Here is a 20,949-nt window from a genome sequence, read left to right on the forward strand (position 1 = left end):
TCTATTGTTTTTTTACCGTGTAGGGCAATGATAAATCGCCACTTGCTACGCTATACACTTCGTAAACGCCTAACATTGGCAAATTCTCATTGCTCGTGTTCACTTTCATAAATGCTGTAACACCATCATAATTGAAATCTGATTGATTGTTCATTCTGTAATTTGGAATGATAACCTTTATGGTATTTCGAATCGTGGTTACAGGAAATCCTGGTGAGTCCATATACATTGGCATTCCTGGATTTGTTGGTGGTAACACGACCATTTTGTCAGCTTTTTTGAATTGCTTCACGGAAAGACCAACTGCAACTCTTTCATCTTTGGTCAACACTACCCAATGTGGATGCCAAACAAGCCCATCGTTGTCAAAAATCCTATCGTTGTTCTCATCCCAAAGCGGTGTGTCGTCAAAGTCAGGATGTGAGGTGAGCGCAAGTGCAACAATTCCATCTGTTTCCCCAAATCCTACATCGGTTGGTTTTAAGCTGGTAGGAAATACATATCCCAAAACAGGCGCTCCATCCAATTGTCCTGCTTTTGTAGGCGTGGTTTTTCCTGCCATTCCTTTTACATCAATTTCCCAAACGGTTATTCCCAAGTCAGATTTATTGCTTACGCGAACTTCCTTTATGGCGAAGTCATCATTTTTGTACGAGCTTTCCTGTGCACACGATTTTGTTGTGCTTAAAAGCATAGTTGCTGAAAGTAATAATACTATTGATTTCATATTTTTAAGATTTTTAGAAGTTAGGATTCCATTTTTATATTAGGAATCCTAACTACAATGAATAAAAAATTAACCTTTCACGTCCTCCATTGATGCACCAAAGTTGATGTGCAATGTATGTCCATTAGCTGTTACCAATGCTGGAACAGACTTTACGCCTGCTTTTTCAGCCTCTGCGATTCTAGAACGGTCTTCCCCAATGTGTACGACTTCCACATTTTTCGCTCCGATTAAATTTACGATGTCCTGTTCTGCACTTACACATACTGGACAACCTGCGTGATAAAAAATTGATTTACTCATTTTCTGAATGATTTAAAATGTTATTGCATTATTGCTCCGCAAATATAGTAAGGATTCCTAACAATTCAAATCAAATTTAAGATTTTATGTAAACCCAACCTTGCTTTCCAGAATCGAAAGTGGTTTTAATTCTTTTATAATCAGACACTTCGTATGTATCTGCTTGATTTAATTCTTCGGTAGAAATTTCGTAAAGAGTGCCTTTTACTCTGTCGTTTGGGTCATTACTTGGCAAAGCGATTGGATGAAGCTCTTGTTCACTTTTCTCAAGAACACTACTGTCTGTAATTTGAAGCTGTTCTAATTTATATCCAAAAAGTATTTCGTCTGTTCCGTTTAGCTTTCGTCCAAATGATTCAACTTGTACTTTTTCGAGTTGTAAAGTTCCATAGGAAAACAAGAGTTCTTTCATTTGCGGGATGTGTTTCAAGCTTGTGGCTAACGCCGCGCTATGTGAAGTCCGGCGAATTTTATGGAAATATAGTGAAAACCATCAACGATGATACGGTTAACTGACGGGTTTGGGGTATTGTGAACCGTGTCATCGTTCATCGATAAGGCCACATTGTGGCCGTCTATCGTGGTTTTCACGGTATTGGGAATTAAATTTGTCGACCAGATTACATATAGCGTCCTGATATGTCGAGTAGATAAGCCGTAGCGGCGGTATTTGCAAAGAGGTCCCTTATCCTACGGCCAATGTAATCTGGCATAGCGCGGCGATGATGTCGACTGGCTTTTGGTGCGGTAATTGCGCCAGCAATGCGACAAAAGTACGCCGCAGGCGTATTCGACATCATCGGTCTCGGCTATGAACAGTTGGGGATTTTTTGTCCTAACTTTTCGGTTTAGCACCGACCTTTGTTTTGTGTTTATTGTTTCGTTTTATCACTTTCGCCCCAATTGTTTATAGCCAATGTTGTGTGCAGTTTTTTTATCATTAAAATCTTTCGTTTGAATCGTCCAATTTCCATATTCTGTCATTCAATTCAAATTCTCTGAACATTTCTTTGGCTTCTTCGATTGTCCATTTTGTCCATTTTGGATTTAAGTGATTTCCGTACCATTTTTTTGAGAAGTTCCAAATTTTCTCAATCGGCTGAATATCTCCTTTCGGAATGTTATGTTTTTTTGTCCACTGGTCAATTTGTTTTTCGTTTTCAAATATCAGCATATTGCTACAAGTGTAAATCACATTGTCCCAAGCATTTTTCATTGGAATTGGGAAATGGATAAAATAGTTTTTTTCTTGAATTTCTCCGTTTACAATATTGATTTCTATTTGTTCGGTTTCCGCTCCGATAGTTGTCGTTATTTTTACGTCATCTTTTAGAAGTGCAGCAACTCCGAGTGAACACCAAGCACAATTTCCCCACCATTCTCCGTTTTTTGTTTTTAAGTAAAAATTTGTCGGTGCCAAAGAAAATGGATGGATTACCCAAATTTTTGGCTCGTTTGGATGAAGGACAACTCCGTGATAGTCTTGTAAGTCTTTTAATCCTTTAATGACTTCATTTTTGTCGGAATTTAAAGAATTTGCAAGTTCCTCGACACTCGGTGCAAATCCGTTGTCAATTATTCCTTTTATTATTGAGTAATGAAGATTTGAATTTGTAATCATTTAGTTTTCTTAACGTTCTGTTTAAATTGCACACAACGGTTCGTGTATGATTAGTTGCGGACTTTTCAAACGGAAAATGTCCGCCTGGTAATAAAGATAATTGATTGCAGGAAATTCACTTGTTGAATTTCCGACCGCAATTAATTATACACTGTGCTGGCAACTGTTTTCATTTTTTTAGTTCGACTTTCAGAATTACGTTTTGTCCATAATTTTCAGTAATGTAGCCAATTCGGACTTCTTGTCCATTTTTGGTTATCGCACCACCGTGAGAAGCTGTATTATGAAATCCGTAATAGTTACCGTAATAATCTGAGTAGTCGAATGCTATTCCAGATACTGTAAAACTTTCCTGTTTATGCCCTGAATATGGCATAGGGTCAAAATTCTCTATTTTTCCTTCCACAACTTCATATTCATTATTCCGATATGACCGTTTTATTTTGTCAAATTTTTCTATCGAATTGGAAATTCTAACAAAAGAACTTACTGTGAAGACTATTCCCATTGTCAATCCTAGAATTAAAGAGAAATAGTCCTTCGTATTCTTGTCTTCTTTTTTATTCTTCTTGAAGGCATTTAAAAAAGTATAAATTCCACCAACTGCTAAAATGATAGGTACAATATGAGTCATATCCAACAGATTTTCACTTGTAACCTCGTAAACAGTTTCGTATTTCATTCAAATAGTTGCCAACGGTTTTGTGTATGATTTCGTTACGGAATGGCACGCGAGTGTCATTCCGACGTAGACCGAAAGATAGCGAACACAAATGGAATTTCCGATAGGAAATTCCGCCGTAATGAATTATACACGTTGTTGGCAATAGTGTTTTTATTTTCGGTCAAAATGGCCATCCATTTATCATTTTATAATTCGTTTTTGGGTCAAACTCGATTCCGATTTCTTTTTTCGGATTCCACTGTTGGTTTATAAATTCTGCTGGGTTTTTAGTGATGTCAGTCCAATTAGTATTCGGAAAAACATAAAGTTTCCAATGGTCAGAATCCCAAGTTCCGTACAGTTTTTCATTCGGCAAGTAGAGTAGGATATATTCGGGTCATAATGTTCGCATTGGTCAGTCAAATTGATTGCAGGAATTTCGTAATAAGATTTTCCGCTAACATTTCCCTCAATCCATACTTTTCCGAGTTCCAATTTGTCAAAGTCAATAATTCCGACAAAGTCTCGGTTCCACAGTTTTATGGTCGTAAATCAATTCCGATTTTGCTTTTAGAAATTCAGTTAAATCTTTGGGTAAATCCATATTCTGTCCAAATATTGGGAAGGCAATTAAATAAACTATAATTATGATTCCTTTGTGCATTTCCGACATTATTGCCAACGGTCTCGTATAACCGTCAGTTACGGATTTAAAGTTAATGATTTTCGGTTAAGCACCGACGTTAGCAATTCCGAGTGGATTCGGACGTAGTCGAATCCGCCGTAATTGCGGTTATACATTGTTGTGTGTAGTCTTATTTTTTCCATTCTAACTCTTCTTCAATACTTATAATCTTAAACACTTGAAAAGCAAATTCCGAAAATCTTTTGATTAGTTTCTCAAACTTCTTAAAGTCTAAATCAATTAATAATTCATTATCAGATAGTTTTTTAGAGTTAAACAGATAATTGAATATAGCGAAATGATGGTCGGATTTATTTATTTTGTTTAATTCAATGGTAGATTCATTATGAGTTATTGCGTGTCTTACTTCTGATAAGATTGTCCATAATTCCTTAAATTTTACATCAAGATTGTTGCTGATACTAAATTTTTTAAATGTTTTTCCGCCAACTTTTTTTAATACATTGAATAATTTATCACCACCAGGCATTGTTTTTCTTGATATAATTGAATTTTGATTTTTGGGAAGTAAAGAAATTACATATTCTTTGATTTCATTATCTCGTTCGAGTTTGTCAAAAAGACAATCTTTCAAAAATCTTTCAAATGATTCATAAGATTGAGCGTAAAGAAGACATCTTTGTCTTGATGATATATTTTTAATTTCTGTCTCGTAATTCTCTTTCGTAGTTTCGGCAAAAATCCCTGTATGAAAATTCAATTCCCAACCATTATCGGTTGGGCCACTCCAATCGCTGATGACTAGGGCAGAGGCAAAATGCATTATTGCTTTATCCGAACTATATACCTCAATTTCTTTCCTAAATACTTTATCGATGCGTCCACTTATATGTCGATAATAAAGTAGTTTTTCAAAAAAGAGGTCAAGGTATTTTTTATATGGATTAGTCATTTTTCAGATTACACACAACGGTCTCGGCTATGATTTGTAGCGGCGTTGGAAATCGTAAGATTTCCAGCCGTGGCAAATCCAGCCGTTGATTGTTTGTAGGTTTCAAGTTAACGAATTGCAGCTATAAATTATAGCCAATGTTCTAAGCAGTTTTTTCATTACTCATTGGAAATTCCTTTATTTTTCCGTCAATGAAAAGTCGTAATTCATGGTCAGAATGGAATAATTCAATATCAATTCCTTTTTCCGAAAGGAACCTAAGGACATGACCAAATTGGAAAGGGCCTTTATCGATTAAAACTTTAATTTTTCTTTTTCTTTTCATGTCCGAGATAGATAGCCCTGCTGTCCCACTTAACTCTACCGTCACTCCAACCTATTTTTTTTATCTCTTCGAATTGGATATTTTCTTTCCAAACCTTTCCGATGAGATTTCTTTTAATCAATTCAATGTGGCTGTTTCTAATTATGATTCCATTGGCAAAATATACTCTCAGTATTATTAGAACGAAAACCAGCAAAAAAATACCTCCCATGAATAATTTCACAGTCAAAGAGTCCGATGTAAATACAGTTACTAATGCGATAAGAATTGAAATGAGAATTCCAAGGGTACTAAGTTTAGGTTTTGTTTGGTATATGATATCTGTATTATTCAAATTGCTTAGAACGGTCTCGTATAACCGTCAGTTACGGGTTAAAGTACGCAAATTTTTCGGTTAAGCACAGACGTTAGCAATTCCGAGTGGATTCGGACGTAGTCGAATCCGCCGTAATTGCGGTTATACATTGTTGGCAGTAGTATTTTTTATTATTTTCAGATTGTTAAAATCAGAGTTGTCAATTATAATATCAGCAATTTTTTCAGGCTCGTTTTCGTTTAAATACATTCTCGAAGATTTATGATAACGTTTTTCGTATTTTTCTTTTGTTAAGTCAATTCCTCCGAGAGAGTTTTTATCTCTTTCAATACCTCTTTTCATTGCAATTTCAAAACTTGTTTTTAGATAAATTTTCAAATCCCAATGAGTTCTATAATTTGGTTTAAACAGATATGCACCATCTGTTATTAAAACCGTATTATTCTCTAGTTCTATTGGTTCTAAATTTAAATATTCGTCCGTTTCTAAATCATGCGTGGCACTTGTGTAATTTGGAAATTCTGATTGAGAAGATTTTAGTACTTTTTCCACAAATGCTATTTCGTCATAGGAATCTTCATAATATCCTTTCGCAGAATCACGACCTTGCTTATATCTTACTTCTTTGTTAAAATGAAATCCATCTATAGAAACTTGGATTGCTCTTATATTTTTTGAATTTAGATATTCAGTTAGTTTTTCAGCCATTACAGTTTTCCCAGTTCCTTCAATTCCGTTTATTGCAATTCGGACTGGTTTTCTTTTGTCTTTTTGAATGGATAAAATTCTGTTTGTTATAAGTTCAAATGTTTCTTTTTCGCTCATTGTTCTATATTACTGCCAACGGATTGTGTATGATTAGTTGCGGACTTTTCCAACGGAAAATGTCCGCCCGACTTTAAAGATAATTGATTGCAAAGGATTTCCATTTTGGGAAATCCCCCCGCAATTAATTATACACCGTGTTAGGCAACGTATTTACTTCAATAAATTCAGTTCCGTACCGGTAAGAAATTCAATTGCTTTAACTGCTGCTTCTCTTGTTAAAATACCCCCTAAGGCTAAGTCCACAAACTTGCCTTTAATGATTTCACTCCAATTCTTTTTATTCAGTTTTTTAGTCAAATCCTTTAGTTCCTCAATTTCATTGAAAATTATCTCCTGTCCAAATCCTTGTTTAATTAGCATTTTCTCAAGGTTATTTAATTTTTCAAACACGGCGTCTTGACTTTTGTAAGAAAAATAATCTGATTCACTTTTAGTTTGGCTTTCAGATAGATACCAATCAAATAGTTCTTTAAATGGTTTCAAGAAGTAGAAATTGAAACCGTCCTGCTGTTCATGATAATTATGTCCTCTGCTGTACCATTTCCATGACAAATCAATGTAATGTGCAGAAACTTTTCGCTGTTCTTTAAATTTTTTATTTATCAGAAAGTACCCAAAAGCACCTTGTAAATCTGGTGTAATTAAACTGTCAATAATATCACGTTTGGTTCTTTCAGGAGATTGGTCATTTAATGGTTCCAATTGATGATATAAATCAGAATATTCCTCGGTTATTCTTTCCGAACTCGTCTAGAAATGTCCTGACTAATTAAAAAATTCATCAGCTGTGTCAACCTAGTTTTAACATCATTGTGCTGAGCGTATTCGACATCCAAAAAATAATCATGTGTTTTGGATTCTAATTCAGCAATATTAAGTTGTCTCATAACTTCGCAGCAAATTGTCTATAATTTTATTTAAAATGGTTTAGATTGACTATGCAGGCTAAATTCTTTATTTGTTACTCTCGGCACCTGGTATTTTTAAGTTATTCATAATCATTACTGCCATTTCTTTCTCTGAAAAAGTGTTAAAAAACCCATTATATGCTCTTTGACCACATTTTTGTATTTTGCTTTCAACTTCCTTAATTAAAAATTTAACAAGAGATTCCGTTTTTTCGAGTTTTTTGTCATTAAATGAAATTATTTTGGACTGTCTATACCTAATTTGAGACTGACCATTGTCACCTTTTGGAATGGCTAAAAAAGCTATTCCAATTTCCCCTAATGTGTTTCCCCGATGAGCTATAAAATCATGCCTCAACGAAATCAAGTATTCATGAATTTTTCTATTCTTCTTTTTTTTACTAAACACTTGATTTGGTTCTAACTTTGGTCTTTTGGTTTTTGTCGAATCAGTAAAACACTTACCATATAAAGCTATCAAGGCGTAGGTCAAGGAAGACTTAATGTAATGGTTGGCAGGATTTGTTTTAAGAATCTTAATATATTCCAGCATTAGTCTTAAATCCTCTCGAATTGAGCAATAGGTGCTAAACTGTTTTGACATAAACCCAGGTACCGCAACAACATGATTTTCTTCCCCATATTCTTGGATTGCTTTGGCTATTAGTTTAAAATATCTCTTTTGCTTTTTATTCATGTAATCACATATGTTGCCTAACGATCCGTGTATGATTAGTTGCGGACTTTTCCAACGGAAAATGTCCGCCTGACCTTAAAGATAGTTAATTGCAAGGATTTCCAATTTGGGAAATCCGACCGCAATTAATTATACACTGTGTTACCAACAGTATTTATTCTATTCAGTTATATTTAGGGTCATATGCGCGGGAATTTCTATTTCTCCAAATTGCGTATTCCCAGTATCAAACACTGTCAAAAGATTAATTTTGTATAATCCTTTTTTTCTCGGTACAAAACTATATTCGAATCCATTTTCGGTCAGTCCATTATGAATTAACTTTTCTCGTTTGCCATCTGCCGAAAGTTGATAAACATTATATTCTCGTATCTTTTCCGTATTATAGAACTCAAAAGTCACTTTGTTTTCTTTTCCAGCTTGAAAAGTCGGTCGGTTTGCCGAACCAAAAACCTTTGAATTTAAAACTCTAAAATATTGTATACCGGAAATGGAATCGGTTAGTTTTTGATTTTCGGTTTCTAATTCAGCTATTCGAGTATTCAATTCTGTTATTTTTTCATCATTACAGGAAGTAGAAATACTTAAGAATATGACAATTAGAATAAAAGCTGTTTTTTTCATATTGTTGGTAACGCCGCGCTATGTGAAGTCCGGCGAATTTTATGGAAATATAGTGAAAACCATCAACGATGATACGGTTAACTGACGGGTTTGGGGTATTGTGAACCGTGTCATCGTTCATCGATAAGGCCACATTGTGGCCGTCTATCGTGGTTTTCACGGTATTGGGAATTAAATTTGTCGACCAGATTACATATAGCGTCCTGATATGTCGAGTAGATAAGCCGTAGCGGCGGTATTTGCAAAGAGGTCCCTTATCCTACGGCCAATGTAATCTGGCATAGCGCGGCGATGATGTCGACTGGCTTTTGGTGCGGTAATTGCGCCAGCAATGCGACAAAAGTACGCCGCAGGCGTATTCGACATCATCGGTTAGTATATGAAAAGTAGGCGATTTCGAAGCACGAAACTTTCGGTTAAGCACAAGCTTTATATGAGTAAAAAGCCTTGATTTTACTGCTGTTTCGCCTATTTTTTATATACATTGTTATGCCCTTTTTTTTATTTTTCACGTTCTGTTTTTAGCGTTGGCAAAGACATACTCTTTTACAATTTCAGGCTTGCGTGTTGGCTTGTGCGAATTGTAAATGTGTATGGCTTTAAGCGTTGGCTATTCAGTTACTTGCTCAATTTTAAAATCCTAAATGCTCCTTGAATTACCAAACCAAAAACAATTGTTCCAATAATTAAGTCAGGTTTGCTTGAGTTCAACCAATTTACCAAAAGTCCAGCGATTATAACTCCCAAATTTATGATAACATCATTTGAGGTAAAAATCATACTCGCTTTCATATGAGCCTCTTCTTTACTCTTTGACTTTTGCAAAATGTAAAGGCAAATTCCATTTGCGATAAGTGCAAAAATCGAAACAATAATCATAGTTGAAAAGTCGGGAAGTTTCTCGTCTCCGAAAAATCTCCTTAAAACTTCCACAAATCCAATAATCGCAAGTGTTATTTGAAAATACCCAGCAAGTTTTGCAATCCGTTTTTTCTTAATCAACGTTCCTCCAACCGCAAACAAGCTAATTCCGTAGACGAAACTGTCGGCAAGCATATCTAAACTATCAGCAACAAGTCCCATTGATTTTGAGATTATTCCTGTTGTCATTTCGATAAGGAAAAAGGCAAAATTGATAGCAAGTACAGACCAAAGTAGCTTTTTTTGGTTTGCATTTTCATTAAATGCCGTTTGGTTGGTCTGTTCGGTCGAAATTTTCTTCCCGCCTAAATTTAGTTCGATAACGGACTTTTCGATTTGGTCGGTTTCTCCGCTGTGAAAAACGGTCAATTTTCGGTTTGGAATATCAAAGTCCAAATTTGCAATACTTGAAATTTCGTCCAGTTTCATTCGGATTAAATTTTCCTCTGAAGGACAATCCATTTTGGTTATTTCAAAGATTGTTTTTTGCATATCTATTAACAGCAACTTTTATTTTCTTGAATTGGTGGACAAGGCACAGTACCATATGAACAATAAACACAACAATCTCCCTCTTTTGGCTTTAAAACCTGCTTACAATTTTCGCATTCGTAGAAAAATTGACAAGCGTTTGTTGGCATATCTTCCACTTTTTTATGTCCGCAGTTTGGACAAGTGATTTCAGACTTTAATATAGTTTCCATTAATTTTATTTTTTGTCGGTTACTTTATAACCCGTTGAATTAATTGCTTTCTCAATTTCCGTTTCACTGGTTTTGATTCTATCAAATTCAATGATTGCGTTTCCATTTTCGTAAGACGCTTTTGAGTTTACAATTCCATTGAGTTTATTTACTTCGTGATTGACATGTTCTTCGCAACTCGCACAAGTCATTCCGCTGATTTTAAATTCCGTTGTTTTAATGTCCGATTTGTCAACTACGATTACTTGCTTTTCTGTATTTGGATAAAAAATTCCTGAATAGTATGGGAAAGCCAACATCACAATTGCAAATACAGTTACAATTCCTAAAAATTTCTTTGATTGTATAAATTTTGGTTTCTCGTCCGTTTCACATTCGCAGTCAATTTCTTTTTGAGGTTTTAGTTTTTGATACCAAGCAAAACCAAGAACTAAAATTGTAAGTCCGATTAAATAAGGTCTAAAAGGTTCTATCCAAGAAAATGTTGAAGCAATTCCGCTTGTTCCTGCAATTAAAGCCAAAACTGGTGTAATACAGCATAAAGAAGCTGTAATTGCAGTTAACAAACCTGCACCAATTAATTTGTTTTCACTTTTCATATCGTTTCTAAAATTTTGTTTTTATCAAGTATCTCAAAGAATGGATTTAGCATTTTTTCGTATTCAGCCGTGAGTGAATAAAAAATCGTTTGGGCTTCTCTATCGGTTTCCAATAGATTTCGGTCTTTCATTTTTCTCAAATGTTGAGAAATAGCAGAAATATTCATTCCGAGAATATCGCTCAAATCACAAACGCAAAGTCTTTTTTCTTCAAATAGCAGGTAAAGAATTTTCAGTCGAATGCTATTTCCGACTAATGAAAGTCCGTTTGCTAAATAGTCGAAGGATTCGTTTAATTCCGAAACTGTGTCTTTGCAACGATTTATTTGTTCAATATCGGCTTGTTGTCTTATGCAAGAGTTATTATCCATAAAACAAAGTTACGGTTATTTGTTATTTAAGCAAATACTTAAATACATAATTTTCAAGCGTTCGAAGAAAATAGCTCTTTTGGTTTTTTTGTATTGGCTTTCGTGTCGGCAAAAACCAAATGTGCTATTTGTGCGGTTGGCTTTTTTTTTAATTGGGCATAACGGTCTTGGCTATGGTTTCGTTGCGTGAAAATCCGCGAGGATTTTCCGCCGTAAACCGAAGATAGCAAATTTGCGAGGACTTTCCGAGAGGAAAGTCAGAAGCAATGAACTATAGCCGTTGTTAGGCAACGTTTTTTTTATTTATTCGGTCAACTAAAAATCCAATTCCGATTGAACTTGGAATTGTTATCCAGCCATAAAATAACAAACTTATTCCAGTCATTGCAATTCCGTAAATCAGCATTTCCCATATTTGAGCTGGTGGGTCGTCTAAAGAACCAGTACAATTTCCAGTAGTCCAATAACAAATATTCATTCCGATATTCAGCAAAATCCAACATAAATAATGTGAAACCGTTCCAGTCAAAAGTCCGATTAAAATTAGTTTTCCGTTTCTGTTTTCAGTCGATTTTTTAAAAATGAGTTTCCAAAAATAAAATCCGCAGACGAAAGCTGAAATTGGTGCTCCAATTGCTAAAATCCAGTAACCGTTTCCAATTGCAGAATACGCAATATAAATTCCGAGTATAAGTCCGATAATTGAATTTAGTATTCCGAATTTGATTGCGTTACTCATTTTTCAAATGTTGCCTAACGAGTTTGTATAACGCAAGTAGCGTGATTTGTCATTGTTTTTCGGAAACAATTTACGCATTTTGCAGGAAACTTATTTAAGTTAATTAACTCGTAGCGCTATTTGTGTTATACGTTGTTATACTTCGTGCTCTTTCTATTGAGGTATTTGCGTCAGCGTCTTTGATTACGTCTTGCGGGACAGAGTAATCAAACTCGATTGTTGATCGAATTACAATGTACGTTTTGCTCGGAGCAAGAGTGAATTCGGAATATAAGAGAATTTTCAGTTTGTTTTTCAGGGTTATAGTTCGCGTTTGAGTGAATTATTCAACAAACTAATTCAAGACCATTTAGGGTTATTTTCGGAGCAAGAGTGGGAGAAAACTTTTGGGGCCAATGGTATCATTTTAAAAAAATAAGAATTGCTTACCATGATTCACAGTGAACAAGAAGCATGAAGTATAACGTGTTTGGCTATGGTTTCGTTGCGTGAAAATCCGCGAGGATTTTCCGCCGTAAACCGAAGATAGCAAATTTGCGAGGACTTTCCGAGAGGAAAGTCAGAAGCAATGAACTATAGCCGTTGTTGCCTGTAGTTATTTATATTTTTTCATATAGTATTCAAAAGTTTCATAGACTTGTTCTAAAGCTGAAAAGTTTACAAATAAATGCCATTCTTTTCCATAATCACTTTCCAGTCCGTGCAATATCATATCTCGGTCTTCTTTAAAACGTCTCCGTAAAAAGTCCAATCGCTGTTTTAGATTAATGTTAATATTTTTTAATGGGTCAATGTTGTCACGTTTAAAGTCCCAATCTCCGGTCAATAATTTGTATTTCGTATCGCTTATTTCATAATCTGGTTTCCAGGAAATTTTACGCAAATAACTGTCTAATGAATTAAATTCTTGATTTAAATCAATTTCAAGGTTTTGTTTGTCAATTAAATATTGTCCTAAAGTTCTAACTATTCCCTCAATAGATGTTAGTATTAATAAATTACAAGCTCTGTACGATTTAATTTCATACGTTTTACAAATTTCAAGAAGTGTTCCTTTGAAATTTTTTAGCAGTTCCAATTTTTTAAAATATGGAAGAATTGTGTTTTTAAATTGAGAATAAGAGTCTCGGTAAATAACTTGATAAATCCTCAATTTTAAAATTGTTTGTAGCAATATTTAATGCATCATAATATCTTAAGTTATCAATCCAAAACAGGTCGTATTTAATACTGCCATAATATGAATTTGCAATTATAAATGACGTGTCTATATCAAGATTACTAATTGGAATTATCCCTTGATTTTTAAAATGGTTTACGATTTTTTCTTTATCCAATTGATGAGCCAAATAACCTACGTAATCCGAAAGCCGTTTTAAACTCCTTTTAATTCTTTGTTCTTTGTAAAAGGAAATTTTTTCTGACTCTTTGTGTGGCATTTCAACTAATTGGATTGAATGATTGAAACATACATTGATGAATTTTTTTAATGTTTCTTCTCTTTCTAAATATTGTTTTGGGTCATTCTCTGTAAAAATGTCCGAAGTCAATTTTTTATCTAATTCTCCAATTGTAATATCCATTTCGTTTAATTACAGGCAACGGTTTTGTATATGAAAAGTAGCGGGTTTTGCTCACGGACTTTTCGGTTTTGTACTGACCATAAATTTACGGAAATCACTTTGATTTAAGCACTTAATCCGCTATTTTTTATATACGTTGTTAGCCACAGTACTTTTTATTTTCCTTTCGAGGTCAGTTGTTCGTTAAAGTCCAATGCAAGTTCAATCCAATGTTCAAAGTCATTTTCTTGTTTCAAGTTTTCTTCTTGGACGTGTATGTAACCTTTGTAATTCCGTCCTCTCATCACAACAGTTGAACATCCTATTTTTTTGACTTCTTGTTCGTGCAATTTAGGGTCAATTCGGCACATCATTCTTTTTGATCCAGCAGTCAAACACATTTTCCCGTTGACCATAAAAGCCAAACTGCCGAACATTTTTTTTCCTCAACATTAGCCAAATGTTCGAGTGAATTTCTAATTCTTTGAGCAATGTTTTCGCTGTATGCCATTATTTTTTCGGTGTGTTTTTGTCAAACGTAAGCGTATCGAAATAGATATGCAGTGAAGTCAGTTTACCGTGCTTTGCAGTCCAAAATTCAGCAACATCTCCGTAAATATGCTTTCCATTTGGGAAAATGTAGTCGTAATTGGCAATAACACTTGCATTGTTGCCATCAATTATCATTCTTTTTATTCGTACGTTTTGGTAAAGCCTCGAAAAGCGAGCGATAATGTTAACATAGGTTTCTTTTCCTTTGTTTATATCGTCCTTTTCCATATTGTCGGCTCTGAATTCAAAATCGTCCGAGATTACGGATTCCCAACCTTGCTTTTTTGCAAAGCCTTTGTAATAGGTTTCCAATAGCTCTTTTGTAGTCGTAGAATTTGTCATTTTTCAAATCTTTAATTTAAGTTATTGCATTTTGCAAGTTCTGCAAATGTACAAAAGGTATTGTAAATTGCAAGTGCTTTATTATTTTTGTGGAATGAAAAAAAATAGGTCGGACTGTCCAATCAGTTGTTCATTGGACGTTTTTGGTGATAAATGGTCTTTGTTGATAATCAGAGATATAATGCTCCGTGGAAAGTTGTCTTACAGCGAATTTTTAAAATCGGAAGAAAAAATTGCGACAAATATTCTCGTCAATCGATTGAATATTCTTGAGTCCGAGAATATTCTTTCCAAAAGCGTATCGCCTGATAACAAGTCAAAATTTGTTTACAGTTTGACTAAAAAAGGTATTGACTTACTTCCGATTGTCATTGAAATTATGGATTGGGGTGCAAAGTACAATGAAAACTGTCCGAGAAGGGAAATTGGCAAAAAAATCCAAGTAGATAAGTCAAAAGTCATTTCCGATTATCTTGATAAACTAACTGAAGAATTTGGTTAGTCCGTTCATTTTTTGCGTATTGTGGCTAACGGTCTTGGCTATGGTTTCGTTGCGTGAAAATCCGCGAGGATTTTCCGCCGTAAACCGAAGATAGCAAATTTGCGAGGACTTTCCGAGAGGAAAGTCAGAAGCAATGAACTATAGCCGTTGTTAGGCAACGTTTTTTTTATTTATTCGGTCAACTAAAAATCCAATTCCGATTGAACTTGGAATTGTTATCCAGCCATAAAATAACAAACTTATTCCAGTCATTGCAATTCCGTAAATCAGCATTTCCCATATTTGAGCTGGTGGGTCGTCTAAAGAACCAGTACAATTTCCAGTAGTCCAATAACAAATATTCATTCCGATATTCAGCAAAATCCAACATAAATAATGTGAAACCGTTCCAGTCAAAAGTCCGATTAAAATTAGTTTTCCGTTTCTGTTTTCAGTCGATTTTTTAAAAATGAGTTTCCAAAAATAAAATCCGCAGACGAAAGCTGAAATTGGTGCTCCAATTGCTAAAATCCAGTAACCGTTTCCAATTGCAGAATACGCAATATAAATTCCGAGTATAAGTCCGATAATTGAATTTAGTATTCCGAATTTGATTGCGTTACTCATTTTTCAAATGTTGCCTAACGGTTTGTATATGAAACGTTGGAGACCGAAACTTAATAGATAAACACAAAAAATTGAATTATAAATTAACTTAAAAAAAGACCACTAAAGCAATGTTTTATATACGTTGTTATGTGGCGTTATAAATATGGCTACTCGAATACACAAAAGAAAATCGCAAAACACTTACGTAGTATATTTTGTAAACCCTATTGATAAAGAAAATACCCAAATAGGACACTTTACAGAATTAAAAAAAGCTATTGAAATGGCTAGAAATAAAGATTCTGAATTTTACTCTGAACACCCTTATCTAATACCTAGCGGAATAACATTAGACAAAGCAAATAGGCGTTTTAGGGTTTACACAAGATACGGTATGTTTAAATCGCAAAAAACACTTATGCAAGCAGTTGAACAAAAACAAAACATAATTAGCGACTTAACCGAAATGAAATATATAGGCACAGGTAAAAATAGCGTTTTGACTAATGCCACATAACACCTAAATAGATGTAGTTTTGGTTATAACGCTAAATCTACTAAAATTCTTTTCCTAGTCAAGAAAAATGAGGTAGTCTAAATTGTAATAGTGTTAGGTAATATGTATATAAAAAATATATCTTTATGGTAATTATATACAAAATACCTAAGTGGACTTATCTAAATATAAATTCAGTTATACCACCCACAGAGGCCAAGGGGTCATTTTAATTCAATTTGAGTACAGTCAAAAGTTAAAGGATGACATGCGGCGAAGATTCCCTTCGGCAAAGTGGAGCCGGACCAAAAAAAGTTGGTACCTGCCCGATCTTCCAAGCATCCGCAGGGCATTGAACCTAATAGAAAAATCTGAGGTAGACGGTAAATTGGCAAAAATTAACCCTGTAAACAGAGAGGCCTATATACACATGCACGAACAGTTGCAGTTGAAGGGGTACAGTCAAAATACCGTTCGGCAGTATTTAGGAGAACTTTACCACCTATTAAGGTTGTTAAAGGCTTATCCCATAGAAGAACTCACACCCAAGCGCTTAAAGGACTATTTTCTCTACTGCGTACAGAAGGAAGGTATGGCAGAGCGTAAACTCAATGGAAAAATAAATGCTATAAAATTTTATTTTGAACAGGTATTGCATCGTCCTAGAATGTTTTTTGATATTCCCGCACCTAAAAAACCGCAACAGCTCCCCAAAACACTTAGCAAAAATGAGGTAAAGCGTATTTTTGAAGTTACCCGCAACATAAAACATTTGGTGGCCTTACAACTAAGTTATGGTATGGGTTTAAGGGTATCTGAAGTGGTGAACCTTAAGGTCGAGGATATAGACAGTGACCGCATGGTGGTGCACATTAGGGGGGCAAAAGGTAAAAAGGACAGGTACGTGCCGTTGCCAACAAGCATAGTGCCCTTATTGCGCAGGTATTATTTGGATTACAGGCCCCAAGACTATTTGTTGGAAGGTCAGTATGGCGGCCAATATGCGAAGGTGAGCGTTCAAAACATTTTTAAAACGGCGATGAACAAAGCGGGCGTAACTAAAAGAATTGGCATACATGGGCTTAGACATAGCTATGCCACCCATTTATTGGAAAGTGGGGCAGATATGCGTTTTATTCAAGAACTTTTGGGTCACAACTCCATAAAGACCACCCGGATCTACACAAAAGTGACCCCGAGAAGCCTATCTAACATCCAAAGCCCATTGGATTCCCTTTAAGGCCGATGTATTTGTCAAATATCAAAGGATACTGTTATGGAACCAGTCGTTTTTTAAAGCAAACACTATTCTCCACCCCCTCATAAGGCGGGTAATTTGCAGTAACATCATACCCGTTCTTTTTATAAAGTGCAATGGCCTCCGGTTGGCGTAGGCCGGTTTCAAGAACGCAGTACGTATACCCTAATTCCTGTGCCCAAGTTTCCAGGGCGACCAAGACCTTAGAGGCGATACCCTTTCCTCGTTTATCCGGGTTCACATACATCCGTTTTACTTCCACACTTTGGTCGTCAAAATGCTTAAAGGCGCCACAGCCCAAGCAAACCCCGTCCTCAGAATAGACAATACAGTGTTTTAATTGTGAGATGCCATTAAACTGGGAATAAAAGATAGTGTCTTCCCCATCGCGCTCGGCTAAATCGGCGTCCAATAATTTTACCAATCCTTGAAAGGCCTCATTGCTTGAATCCGTTCTTAGTAATGCTTCCTTCATCGTTTTACTATACTGAAATTGTGTACCCGTTTGTTGTAGGCCCATTGCCCTCAAAATAAAAATCGATCCTGCCCAAGTTCACCCCAAAACAGCCTACCTGGTTCACCGAATATCACGGCCGTTGGCGTTGGTCACAATGGTGGGCCGTTCCAAAAAGGTGTGGGTATGCCCACCGATAATTAAATCGGTATGCTTGGTTCTTTTTCCAAGGGTCAGGTCATCTCGCCTATTTTCATTCTCATAGCTGTATCCCAAATGGGACAAACAAATAATTAAATCGCATTTTTCGGTTTCTTTTAAACGGGTTTCCATATCGGTAGCGATTTCGTAGGGGTCTAGATATTGGGTCTCGTTATACAGTTTTTGTGTCACCAAGCCGGCCAATTTTATGCCTAGCCCATAAACCCCTACTTTAATACCGTCTTTAGTATAAGTATTGTAGGGTCGGGTGAATCCGTCCATGACGGTATTGGAAAAATCGTAGTTGGCAATGAGGAAATCAAAACTGGCATAGGGCAGTTGGGCCAAGAGTCCGTCAATACCATTGTCAAAATCATGGTTGCCAATGGTGGCGGCATCGTATTTGAGCTTGCTCATCAGCTTAAATTCCAATTCCCCGCCGTAAAAATTAAAATAGGGGGTACCCTGAAAAATATCCCCAGCGTCCAGTAGCAGGGTGTTGGGGTTTTCCTCCCTTATTTTGTGCACCAACGCCGCTCTACGTGCCAAACCTCCCAATCCTGGAAAGTCGGCATAGTCTTGGGGGAAAGCGTCGATATGGCTGTGAACATCGTTGGTATGTAGAATGGTCAAATGCTTTTTCTGACCGGAACAAGAACTTAAGGTCAGTCCACCTGTTGATACAAAAGCGGAGCTAATAACCCCATTTTTAACAAATTGTCTTCTTTTCATAGCTACTGTACCTTGTAATATCTCAAATCGACCTTCGGGGAAAGCGTGTCTACCTTGGTAAAAAAATCTATCATGGCGCTACGGATCTTATAATCGATATCCGTCACCTCCAGGGCATCCTTAAAAAAAACCATATCGTCACCACCCGAGACCAAATAGTCGGAAGTGGCTACATAATAGTTTTTGTTCTCATCAAATGGTTCACCCTTAATGGTTAGGGATTTGATACTATCATCGGTGTTCAAAACCAATTGAATGCCCGCAACGGGATGCGCCCTTTTGGATTGTATTAGGTAGGACAACATCTCTTTGACAGATGTGCCTTTTAGTTCCACAATGGAAATATTGTTCTCAAAGGGCATTACCTCAAAGGCCGTACGTGCGGAGACCTTCCCTTCTGAAATACTGGAACGGATCCCGCCATGGTTCAATAGGACAAAATCAAGGTCCGTGCCGGTCCGGCTTTTAAAAATAGGCGCCGCTTGTTCCAGTATGATATCGGCCATCAGATTGCCTGCGCTAGTGTTGTAGGTGCCATCGGTTTTGGTGATGTCCCAAGAAGCATAGGCCAAGGTACTGTCCAATACTTCTTCCACACGTTTGTGATAGGGGAGGATAAACTCCGCTATGGAATCTGTAACCCCATAGGTACTGTCAATTTCTACTTGTTTTCCCTCTATTTTGGACAGCGTTTTCAGGTTCTGCCGACAGGATACAAACAGAAGTGTTGTTAAAAATATAACAAAATGTTTTATTTTTAAATAACCAAAGTGTTTTAACTTCGTCATACAGTTGAACGGATATTATTTACATTTGTAGAAATGTAAAAATACATGTTTTTAAAAGGAATTAAGGACAAGTTTAAACAGAAATCCGGACTTAAATTTATTAAGCAGGAACTGGAAAAACCCGGGTATGTAAGCACCCGGAAAAAGGGAATAAGTTCTTTGGGTTGTATTGTGGATTTGGACAAGTTCGATAAGTCTGATGTGTTCTATCAATTTTTGGATGATTTCTCCTTAAGGCCCAATGCGGTCAAAATTATAGGCTACAAGAGTTATTATGATAAAAATTCACCGTATTCCACTCCTATATTTTCCGATAAGGATTTGGGATGGAACGGTGAGATCCAAAACAGCTATGCATTGGAGTTTTTGAGTAGGGAATACGATTTGTTGGTAAACTATTACGACGAGAACAACCTGCTGCTAAACTTAATGTCCATTAAAACCAAGGCGAGGATCAAAGTAGGTTTTGGAGCTGTGGGCCCGGACTACAATGACCTGATATTGCAAACCCCCCTGTCCGATTTTAAAACGTTCAAAAATGAATTGAAAAAGTATTTAGGCGTTTTTAAAGAAATATAAGTTATGGAAAAGTTGAAGGGAACAGGAGTAGCATTGATTACCCCGTTTACGGCTGATGGGCTGGTAGATGTGGAGGCTTTGGCAGAAATTGTCTCCTTTAACATTGATGGCGGTGTGGACTATTTGGTGGCTTTGGGCACCACTGCAGAATCTGTAACACTTACCAAAAGCGAGAAGCAATTGGTGGTAGATACCATAGTGGAGGCGAATGAGGGCAGGCTACCTTTGGTCATCGGGATTGGGGGCAACAATACAATGGCTATCGTAGAGGAATTGCACACCATGAATCTTTCCCAGTTTGATGCCATTCTGTCCGTTTCTCCCTATTACAACAGACCCACCCAAGAAGGGATTTACCAACATTTCAAGGTGATTTCGGAAGCTTCTCCGCTGCCCATTATCCTATATAACGTACCGGGCAGGACCGGAAGTAATATGCTACCAAGTACCACGTTACGTTTGGCCCGGGATTTTGAGAATATCGTAGCCATTAAGGAAGCATGCGGAAATATGATCCAGGTAATGGAATTGATAGACCATAGACCAAAAGGATTTCCGGTACTTTCAGGCGACGATATTACCGCTTTGCCCACCATATTGGCCGGTGGAGAGGGAGTTATTTCCGTTATTGGCCAAGGATTACCATCGGCATTTTCACAGATGGTAGGTTTGGGTATGGACGGTAAAAATGAGGAGGCCTACGAGTTGCACTATCTACTTCAGGAAGGTATGGGCCTTATTTTTGAGGAGGGAAATCCAGCAGGCATCAAAGCAATTTTTGAGATCTTGGGCATGTGCCGGGCATCGGTTAGACTCCCTTTGTTGGAGGCCACTCCTGGTCTAAAGAACAAGATTGCCAACTTTATTGCGTCCCTCACCAAAATTCCCGCATAAACTAATGTGTTAAATCCATCCCAAATGAGCTGGAGTTAACTCGCAATGCACCTATT

At 36.4% G+C, this 20,949-nt stretch carries 28 protein-coding genes and 1 pseudogene; 5 read left to right on the plus strand and 24 right to left on the minus strand.

From position 1 onward, the window contains the following. Position 1 precedes the first annotated feature (1 nt). The 20 genes from NYZ99_RS09180 to NYZ99_RS09275 form a co-directional block, all read right to left on the minus strand. Positions 2 to 727 carry a hypothetical protein gene (locus NYZ99_RS09180; protein WP_260574987.1) on the minus strand — a complete coding sequence of 242 codons (726 nt, stop codon included), beginning with the start codon at positions 725 to 727 and terminating at the stop codon, positions 2 to 4. A gap of 69 nt (positions 728 to 796) precedes the next feature. Then, positions 797 to 1,030: a thioredoxin family protein gene (locus NYZ99_RS09185; protein WP_260574988.1), complete on the minus strand. Its 234-nt coding sequence runs from the start codon at positions 1,028 to 1,030 to the stop codon at positions 797 to 799. 76 nt (positions 1,031 to 1,106) lie between these two features. Then, positions 1,107 to 1,442 (minus strand): gamma-glutamylcyclotransferase family protein, encoded by a 336-nt coding sequence (locus NYZ99_RS09190; RefSeq protein ID WP_260574989.1) that lies wholly within the window; start codon positions 1,440 to 1,442, stop codon positions 1,107 to 1,109. 528 nt (positions 1,443 to 1,970) lie between these two features. Beyond that, on the minus strand, positions 1,971 to 2,651 hold the full coding sequence (locus NYZ99_RS09195; protein ID WP_260574990.1) for an alkylmercury lyase family protein: 681 nt from the start codon (positions 2,649 to 2,651) through the stop codon (positions 1,971 to 1,973). 169 nt (positions 2,652 to 2,820) lie between these two features. Beyond that, positions 2,821 to 3,333: a hypothetical protein gene (locus NYZ99_RS09200; RefSeq protein ID WP_260574991.1), complete on the minus strand. Its 513-nt coding sequence runs from the start codon at positions 3,331 to 3,333 to the stop codon at positions 2,821 to 2,823. 797 nt (positions 3,334 to 4,130) lie between these two features. Next, complete coding sequence (locus tag NYZ99_RS09205) at positions 4,131 to 4,913, minus strand: hypothetical protein (protein WP_260574992.1); 783 nt, start codon at positions 4,911 to 4,913, stop codon at positions 4,131 to 4,133. 142 nt (positions 4,914 to 5,055) lie between these two features. Next, positions 5,056 to 5,283, minus strand: a complete 228-nt coding sequence (locus NYZ99_RS09210; RefSeq protein WP_260574993.1) for a hypothetical protein — start codon at positions 5,281 to 5,283, stop codon at positions 5,056 to 5,058. Positions 5,284 to 5,695: 412 nt separating this feature from the next. Beyond that, on the minus strand, positions 5,696 to 6,379 hold the full coding sequence (locus tag NYZ99_RS09215; RefSeq protein ID WP_260574994.1) for a nucleoside/nucleotide kinase family protein: 684 nt from the start codon (positions 6,377 to 6,379) through the stop codon (positions 5,696 to 5,698). A gap of 153 nt (positions 6,380 to 6,532) precedes the next feature. Further along, positions 6,533 to 7,084: a hypothetical protein gene (locus tag NYZ99_RS09220; protein ID WP_260574995.1), complete on the minus strand. Its 552-nt coding sequence runs from the start codon at positions 7,082 to 7,084 to the stop codon at positions 6,533 to 6,535. A 252-nt stretch (positions 7,085 to 7,336) separates the two neighbouring features. After that, positions 7,337 to 7,987, minus strand: coding sequence for a hypothetical protein (locus NYZ99_RS09225; RefSeq protein ID WP_260574996.1), 651 nt, complete (start codon positions 7,985 to 7,987; stop codon positions 7,337 to 7,339). Between the two features lie 159 nt (positions 7,988 to 8,146). Then, positions 8,147 to 8,611, minus strand: coding sequence for a hypothetical protein (locus NYZ99_RS09230; protein ID WP_260574997.1), 465 nt, complete (start codon positions 8,609 to 8,611; stop codon positions 8,147 to 8,149). A 618-nt stretch (positions 8,612 to 9,229) separates the two neighbouring features. Continuing rightward, the gene (locus NYZ99_RS09235; RefSeq protein WP_260574998.1) at positions 9,230 to 10,024 is read right to left on the minus strand and encodes a cation efflux transmembrane domain-containing protein; all 795 of its coding nucleotides are present in this window, start codon (positions 10,022 to 10,024) and stop codon (positions 9,230 to 9,232) included. A 5-nt stretch (positions 10,025 to 10,029) separates the two neighbouring features. Then, positions 10,030 to 10,236, minus strand: a complete 207-nt coding sequence (locus NYZ99_RS09240; protein WP_260574999.1) for a GDCCVxC domain-containing (seleno)protein — start codon at positions 10,234 to 10,236, stop codon at positions 10,030 to 10,032. 5 nt (positions 10,237 to 10,241) lie between these two features. Then, positions 10,242 to 10,835, minus strand: coding sequence for a mercuric transport protein MerTP (merTP, locus tag NYZ99_RS09245; protein WP_260575000.1), 594 nt, complete (start codon positions 10,833 to 10,835; stop codon positions 10,242 to 10,244). Next, positions 10,832 to 11,206: an ArsR/SmtB family transcription factor gene (locus NYZ99_RS09250; protein WP_260575001.1), complete on the minus strand. Its 375-nt coding sequence runs from the start codon at positions 11,204 to 11,206 to the stop codon at positions 10,832 to 10,834. The genes merTP and NYZ99_RS09250 overlap by 4 nt, the downstream gene beginning before the upstream one ends. A 283-nt stretch (positions 11,207 to 11,489) precedes the next feature. Next, on the minus strand, positions 11,490 to 11,945 hold the full coding sequence (locus NYZ99_RS09255) for a hypothetical protein (protein WP_260575002.1): 456 nt from the start codon (positions 11,943 to 11,945) through the stop codon (positions 11,490 to 11,492). 595 nt (positions 11,946 to 12,540) lie between these two features. Beyond that, a complete protein-coding gene (locus tag NYZ99_RS09260; protein ID WP_260575003.1) occupies positions 12,541 to 13,023 on the minus strand; it encodes a hypothetical protein in 483 nt (160 codons plus the stop codon). Between the two features lie 28 nt (positions 13,024 to 13,051). Continuing rightward, positions 13,052 to 13,528 carry a hypothetical protein gene (locus NYZ99_RS09265; RefSeq protein ID WP_260575004.1) on the minus strand — a complete coding sequence of 159 codons (477 nt, stop codon included), beginning with the start codon at positions 13,526 to 13,528 and terminating at the stop codon, positions 13,052 to 13,054. 155 nt (positions 13,529 to 13,683) lie between these two features. Next, positions 13,684 to 13,944, minus strand: coding sequence for a TfoX/Sxy family protein (locus NYZ99_RS09270; protein ID WP_260575005.1), 261 nt, complete (start codon positions 13,942 to 13,944; stop codon positions 13,684 to 13,686). A 73-nt stretch (positions 13,945 to 14,017) separates the two neighbouring features. Continuing rightward, the gene (locus NYZ99_RS09275; RefSeq protein WP_260575006.1) at positions 14,018 to 14,401 is read right to left on the minus strand and encodes a nuclear transport factor 2 family protein; all 384 of its coding nucleotides are present in this window, start codon (positions 14,399 to 14,401) and stop codon (positions 14,018 to 14,020) included. A gap of 94 nt (positions 14,402 to 14,495) precedes the next feature. Here NYZ99_RS09275 and NYZ99_RS09280 point away from each other — a divergent pair, with 94 nt between their 5' ends. Next, positions 14,496 to 14,903: a winged helix-turn-helix transcriptional regulator gene (locus NYZ99_RS09280; RefSeq protein WP_260575007.1), complete on the plus strand. Its 408-nt coding sequence runs from the start codon at positions 14,496 to 14,498 to the stop codon at positions 14,901 to 14,903. Positions 14,904 to 15,053: 150 nt separating this feature from the next. On the opposite strand, the gene NYZ99_RS09285 is transcribed toward NYZ99_RS09280, so the two are convergent. After that, entirely contained in the window at positions 15,054 to 15,509 is a 456-nt protein-coding gene (locus NYZ99_RS09285; RefSeq protein WP_260575002.1) for a hypothetical protein, read from the minus strand. A gap of 145 nt (positions 15,510 to 15,654) precedes the next feature. On the opposite strand from NYZ99_RS09285, the gene NYZ99_RS09290 reads away from it, so the two are divergent. After that, positions 15,655 to 16,008 carry a hypothetical protein gene (locus NYZ99_RS09290; RefSeq protein ID WP_260575008.1) on the plus strand — a complete coding sequence of 118 codons (354 nt, stop codon included), beginning with the start codon at positions 15,655 to 15,657 and terminating at the stop codon, positions 16,006 to 16,008. 151 nt (positions 16,009 to 16,159) lie between these two features. Next, positions 16,160 to 17,227 carry a tyrosine-type recombinase/integrase gene (locus NYZ99_RS09295; protein WP_260575009.1) on the plus strand — a complete coding sequence of 356 codons (1,068 nt, stop codon included), beginning with the start codon at positions 16,160 to 16,162 and terminating at the stop codon, positions 17,225 to 17,227. 34 nt (positions 17,228 to 17,261) lie between these two features. On the opposite strand, the gene NYZ99_RS09300 is transcribed toward NYZ99_RS09295, so the two are convergent. The 3 genes and pseudogenes from NYZ99_RS09300 to NYZ99_RS09310 form a co-directional block, all read right to left on the minus strand. Further along, positions 17,262 to 17,720: a GNAT family N-acetyltransferase gene (locus NYZ99_RS09300; RefSeq protein WP_260575010.1), complete on the minus strand. Its 459-nt coding sequence runs from the start codon at positions 17,718 to 17,720 to the stop codon at positions 17,262 to 17,264. A 7-nt stretch (positions 17,721 to 17,727) separates the two neighbouring features. Beyond that, positions 17,728 to 18,632 (minus strand): annotated as a pseudogene (locus tag NYZ99_RS09305) (bifunctional metallophosphatase/5'-nucleotidase). A 2-nt stretch (positions 18,633 to 18,634) separates the two neighbouring features. Further along, positions 18,635 to 19,420 (minus strand): 5'-nucleotidase C-terminal domain-containing protein, encoded by a 786-nt coding sequence (locus NYZ99_RS09310; RefSeq protein WP_260575011.1) that lies wholly within the window; start codon positions 19,418 to 19,420, stop codon positions 18,635 to 18,637. 45 nt (positions 19,421 to 19,465) lie between these two features. On the opposite strand from NYZ99_RS09310, the gene NYZ99_RS09315 reads away from it, so the two are divergent. Both NYZ99_RS09315 and dapA read left to right on the plus strand, forming a co-directional pair. Further along, on the plus strand, positions 19,466 to 19,999 hold the full coding sequence (locus tag NYZ99_RS09315; RefSeq protein WP_260575012.1) for a DUF6913 domain-containing protein: 534 nt from the start codon (positions 19,466 to 19,468) through the stop codon (positions 19,997 to 19,999). A gap of 3 nt (positions 20,000 to 20,002) precedes the next feature. Further along, complete coding sequence (dapA, locus tag NYZ99_RS09320) at positions 20,003 to 20,893, plus strand: 4-hydroxy-tetrahydrodipicolinate synthase (protein WP_260575013.1); 891 nt, start codon at positions 20,003 to 20,005, stop codon at positions 20,891 to 20,893. The last annotated feature ends 56 nt before the right edge of the window (positions 20,894 to 20,949 follow it).

This window comes from Maribacter litopenaei, from assembly GCF_025244665.1.
GTDB lineage: Bacteria > Bacteroidota > Bacteroidia > Flavobacteriales > Flavobacteriaceae > Maribacter > Maribacter litopenaei.

Excerpts from the sequence above, each read along its gene's own strand:
- NYZ99_RS09265 (WP_260575004.1), bottom strand. The coding sequence starts at position 13,528 with ATGGATATTACAATTGGAGAATTAGATAAAAAATTGACTTCGGACATT.
- NYZ99_RS09275 (WP_260575006.1), bottom strand. The coding sequence starts at position 14,401 with ATGACAAATTCTACGACTACAAAAGAGCTATTGGAAACCTATTACAAA.
- NYZ99_RS09185 (WP_260574988.1), bottom strand. The coding sequence starts at position 1,030 with ATGAGTAAATCAATTTTTTATCACGCAGGTTGTCCAGTATGTGTAAGT.
- NYZ99_RS09315 (WP_260575012.1), top strand. The coding sequence starts at position 19,466 with ATGTTTTTAAAAGGAATTAAGGACAAGTTTAAACAGAAATCCGGACTT.
- NYZ99_RS09230 (WP_260574997.1), bottom strand. The coding sequence starts at position 8,611 with ATGAAAAAAACAGCTTTTATTCTAATTGTCATATTCTTAAGTATTTCT.
- NYZ99_RS09225 (WP_260574996.1), bottom strand. The coding sequence starts at position 7,987 with ATGAATAAAAAGCAAAAGAGATATTTTAAACTAATAGCCAAAGCAATC.
- NYZ99_RS09205 (WP_260574992.1), bottom strand. The coding sequence starts at position 4,913 with ATGACTAATCCATATAAAAAATACCTTGACCTCTTTTTTGAAAAACTA.
- NYZ99_RS09280 (WP_260575007.1), top strand. The coding sequence starts at position 14,496 with ATGAAAAAAAATAGGTCGGACTGTCCAATCAGTTGTTCATTGGACGTT.
- NYZ99_RS09240 (WP_260574999.1), bottom strand. The coding sequence starts at position 10,236 with ATGGAAACTATATTAAAGTCTGAAATCACTTGTCCAAACTGCGGACAT.
- dapA (WP_260575013.1), top strand. The coding sequence starts at position 20,003 with ATGGAAAAGTTGAAGGGAACAGGAGTAGCATTGATTACCCCGTTTACG.
- NYZ99_RS09310 (WP_260575011.1), bottom strand. The coding sequence starts at position 19,420 with ATGACGAAGTTAAAACACTTTGGTTATTTAAAAATAAAACATTTTGTT.
- NYZ99_RS09285 (WP_260575002.1), bottom strand. The coding sequence starts at position 15,509 with ATGAGTAACGCAATCAAATTCGGAATACTAAATTCAATTATCGGACTT.
- NYZ99_RS09180 (WP_260574987.1), bottom strand. The coding sequence starts at position 727 with ATGAAATCAATAGTATTATTACTTTCAGCAACTATGCTTTTAAGCACA.
- NYZ99_RS09235 (WP_260574998.1), bottom strand. The coding sequence starts at position 10,024 with ATGCAAAAAACAATCTTTGAAATAACCAAAATGGATTGTCCTTCAGAG.
- NYZ99_RS09190 (WP_260574989.1), bottom strand. The coding sequence starts at position 1,442 with ATGAAAGAACTCTTGTTTTCCTATGGAACTTTACAACTCGAAAAAGTA.
- NYZ99_RS09270 (WP_260575005.1), bottom strand. The coding sequence starts at position 13,944 with ATGTTCGGCAGTTTGGCTTTTATGGTCAACGGGAAAATGTGTTTGACT.
- NYZ99_RS09255 (WP_260575002.1), bottom strand. The coding sequence starts at position 11,945 with ATGAGTAACGCAATCAAATTCGGAATACTAAATTCAATTATCGGACTT.
- merTP (WP_260575000.1), bottom strand. The coding sequence starts at position 10,835 with ATGAAAAGTGAAAACAAATTAATTGGTGCAGGTTTGTTAACTGCAATT.
- NYZ99_RS09200 (WP_260574991.1), bottom strand. The coding sequence starts at position 3,333 with ATGAAATACGAAACTGTTTACGAGGTTACAAGTGAAAATCTGTTGGAT.
- NYZ99_RS09250 (WP_260575001.1), bottom strand. The coding sequence starts at position 11,206 with ATGGATAATAACTCTTGCATAAGACAACAAGCCGATATTGAACAAATA.
- NYZ99_RS09195 (WP_260574990.1), bottom strand. The coding sequence starts at position 2,651 with ATGATTACAAATTCAAATCTTCATTACTCAATAATAAAAGGAATAATT.
- NYZ99_RS09300 (WP_260575010.1), bottom strand. The coding sequence starts at position 17,720 with ATGAAGGAAGCATTACTAAGAACGGATTCAAGCAATGAGGCCTTTCAA.
- NYZ99_RS09215 (WP_260574994.1), bottom strand. The coding sequence starts at position 6,379 with ATGAGCGAAAAAGAAACATTTGAACTTATAACAAACAGAATTTTATCC.
- NYZ99_RS09290 (WP_260575008.1), top strand. The coding sequence starts at position 15,655 with ATGGCTACTCGAATACACAAAAGAAAATCGCAAAACACTTACGTAGTA.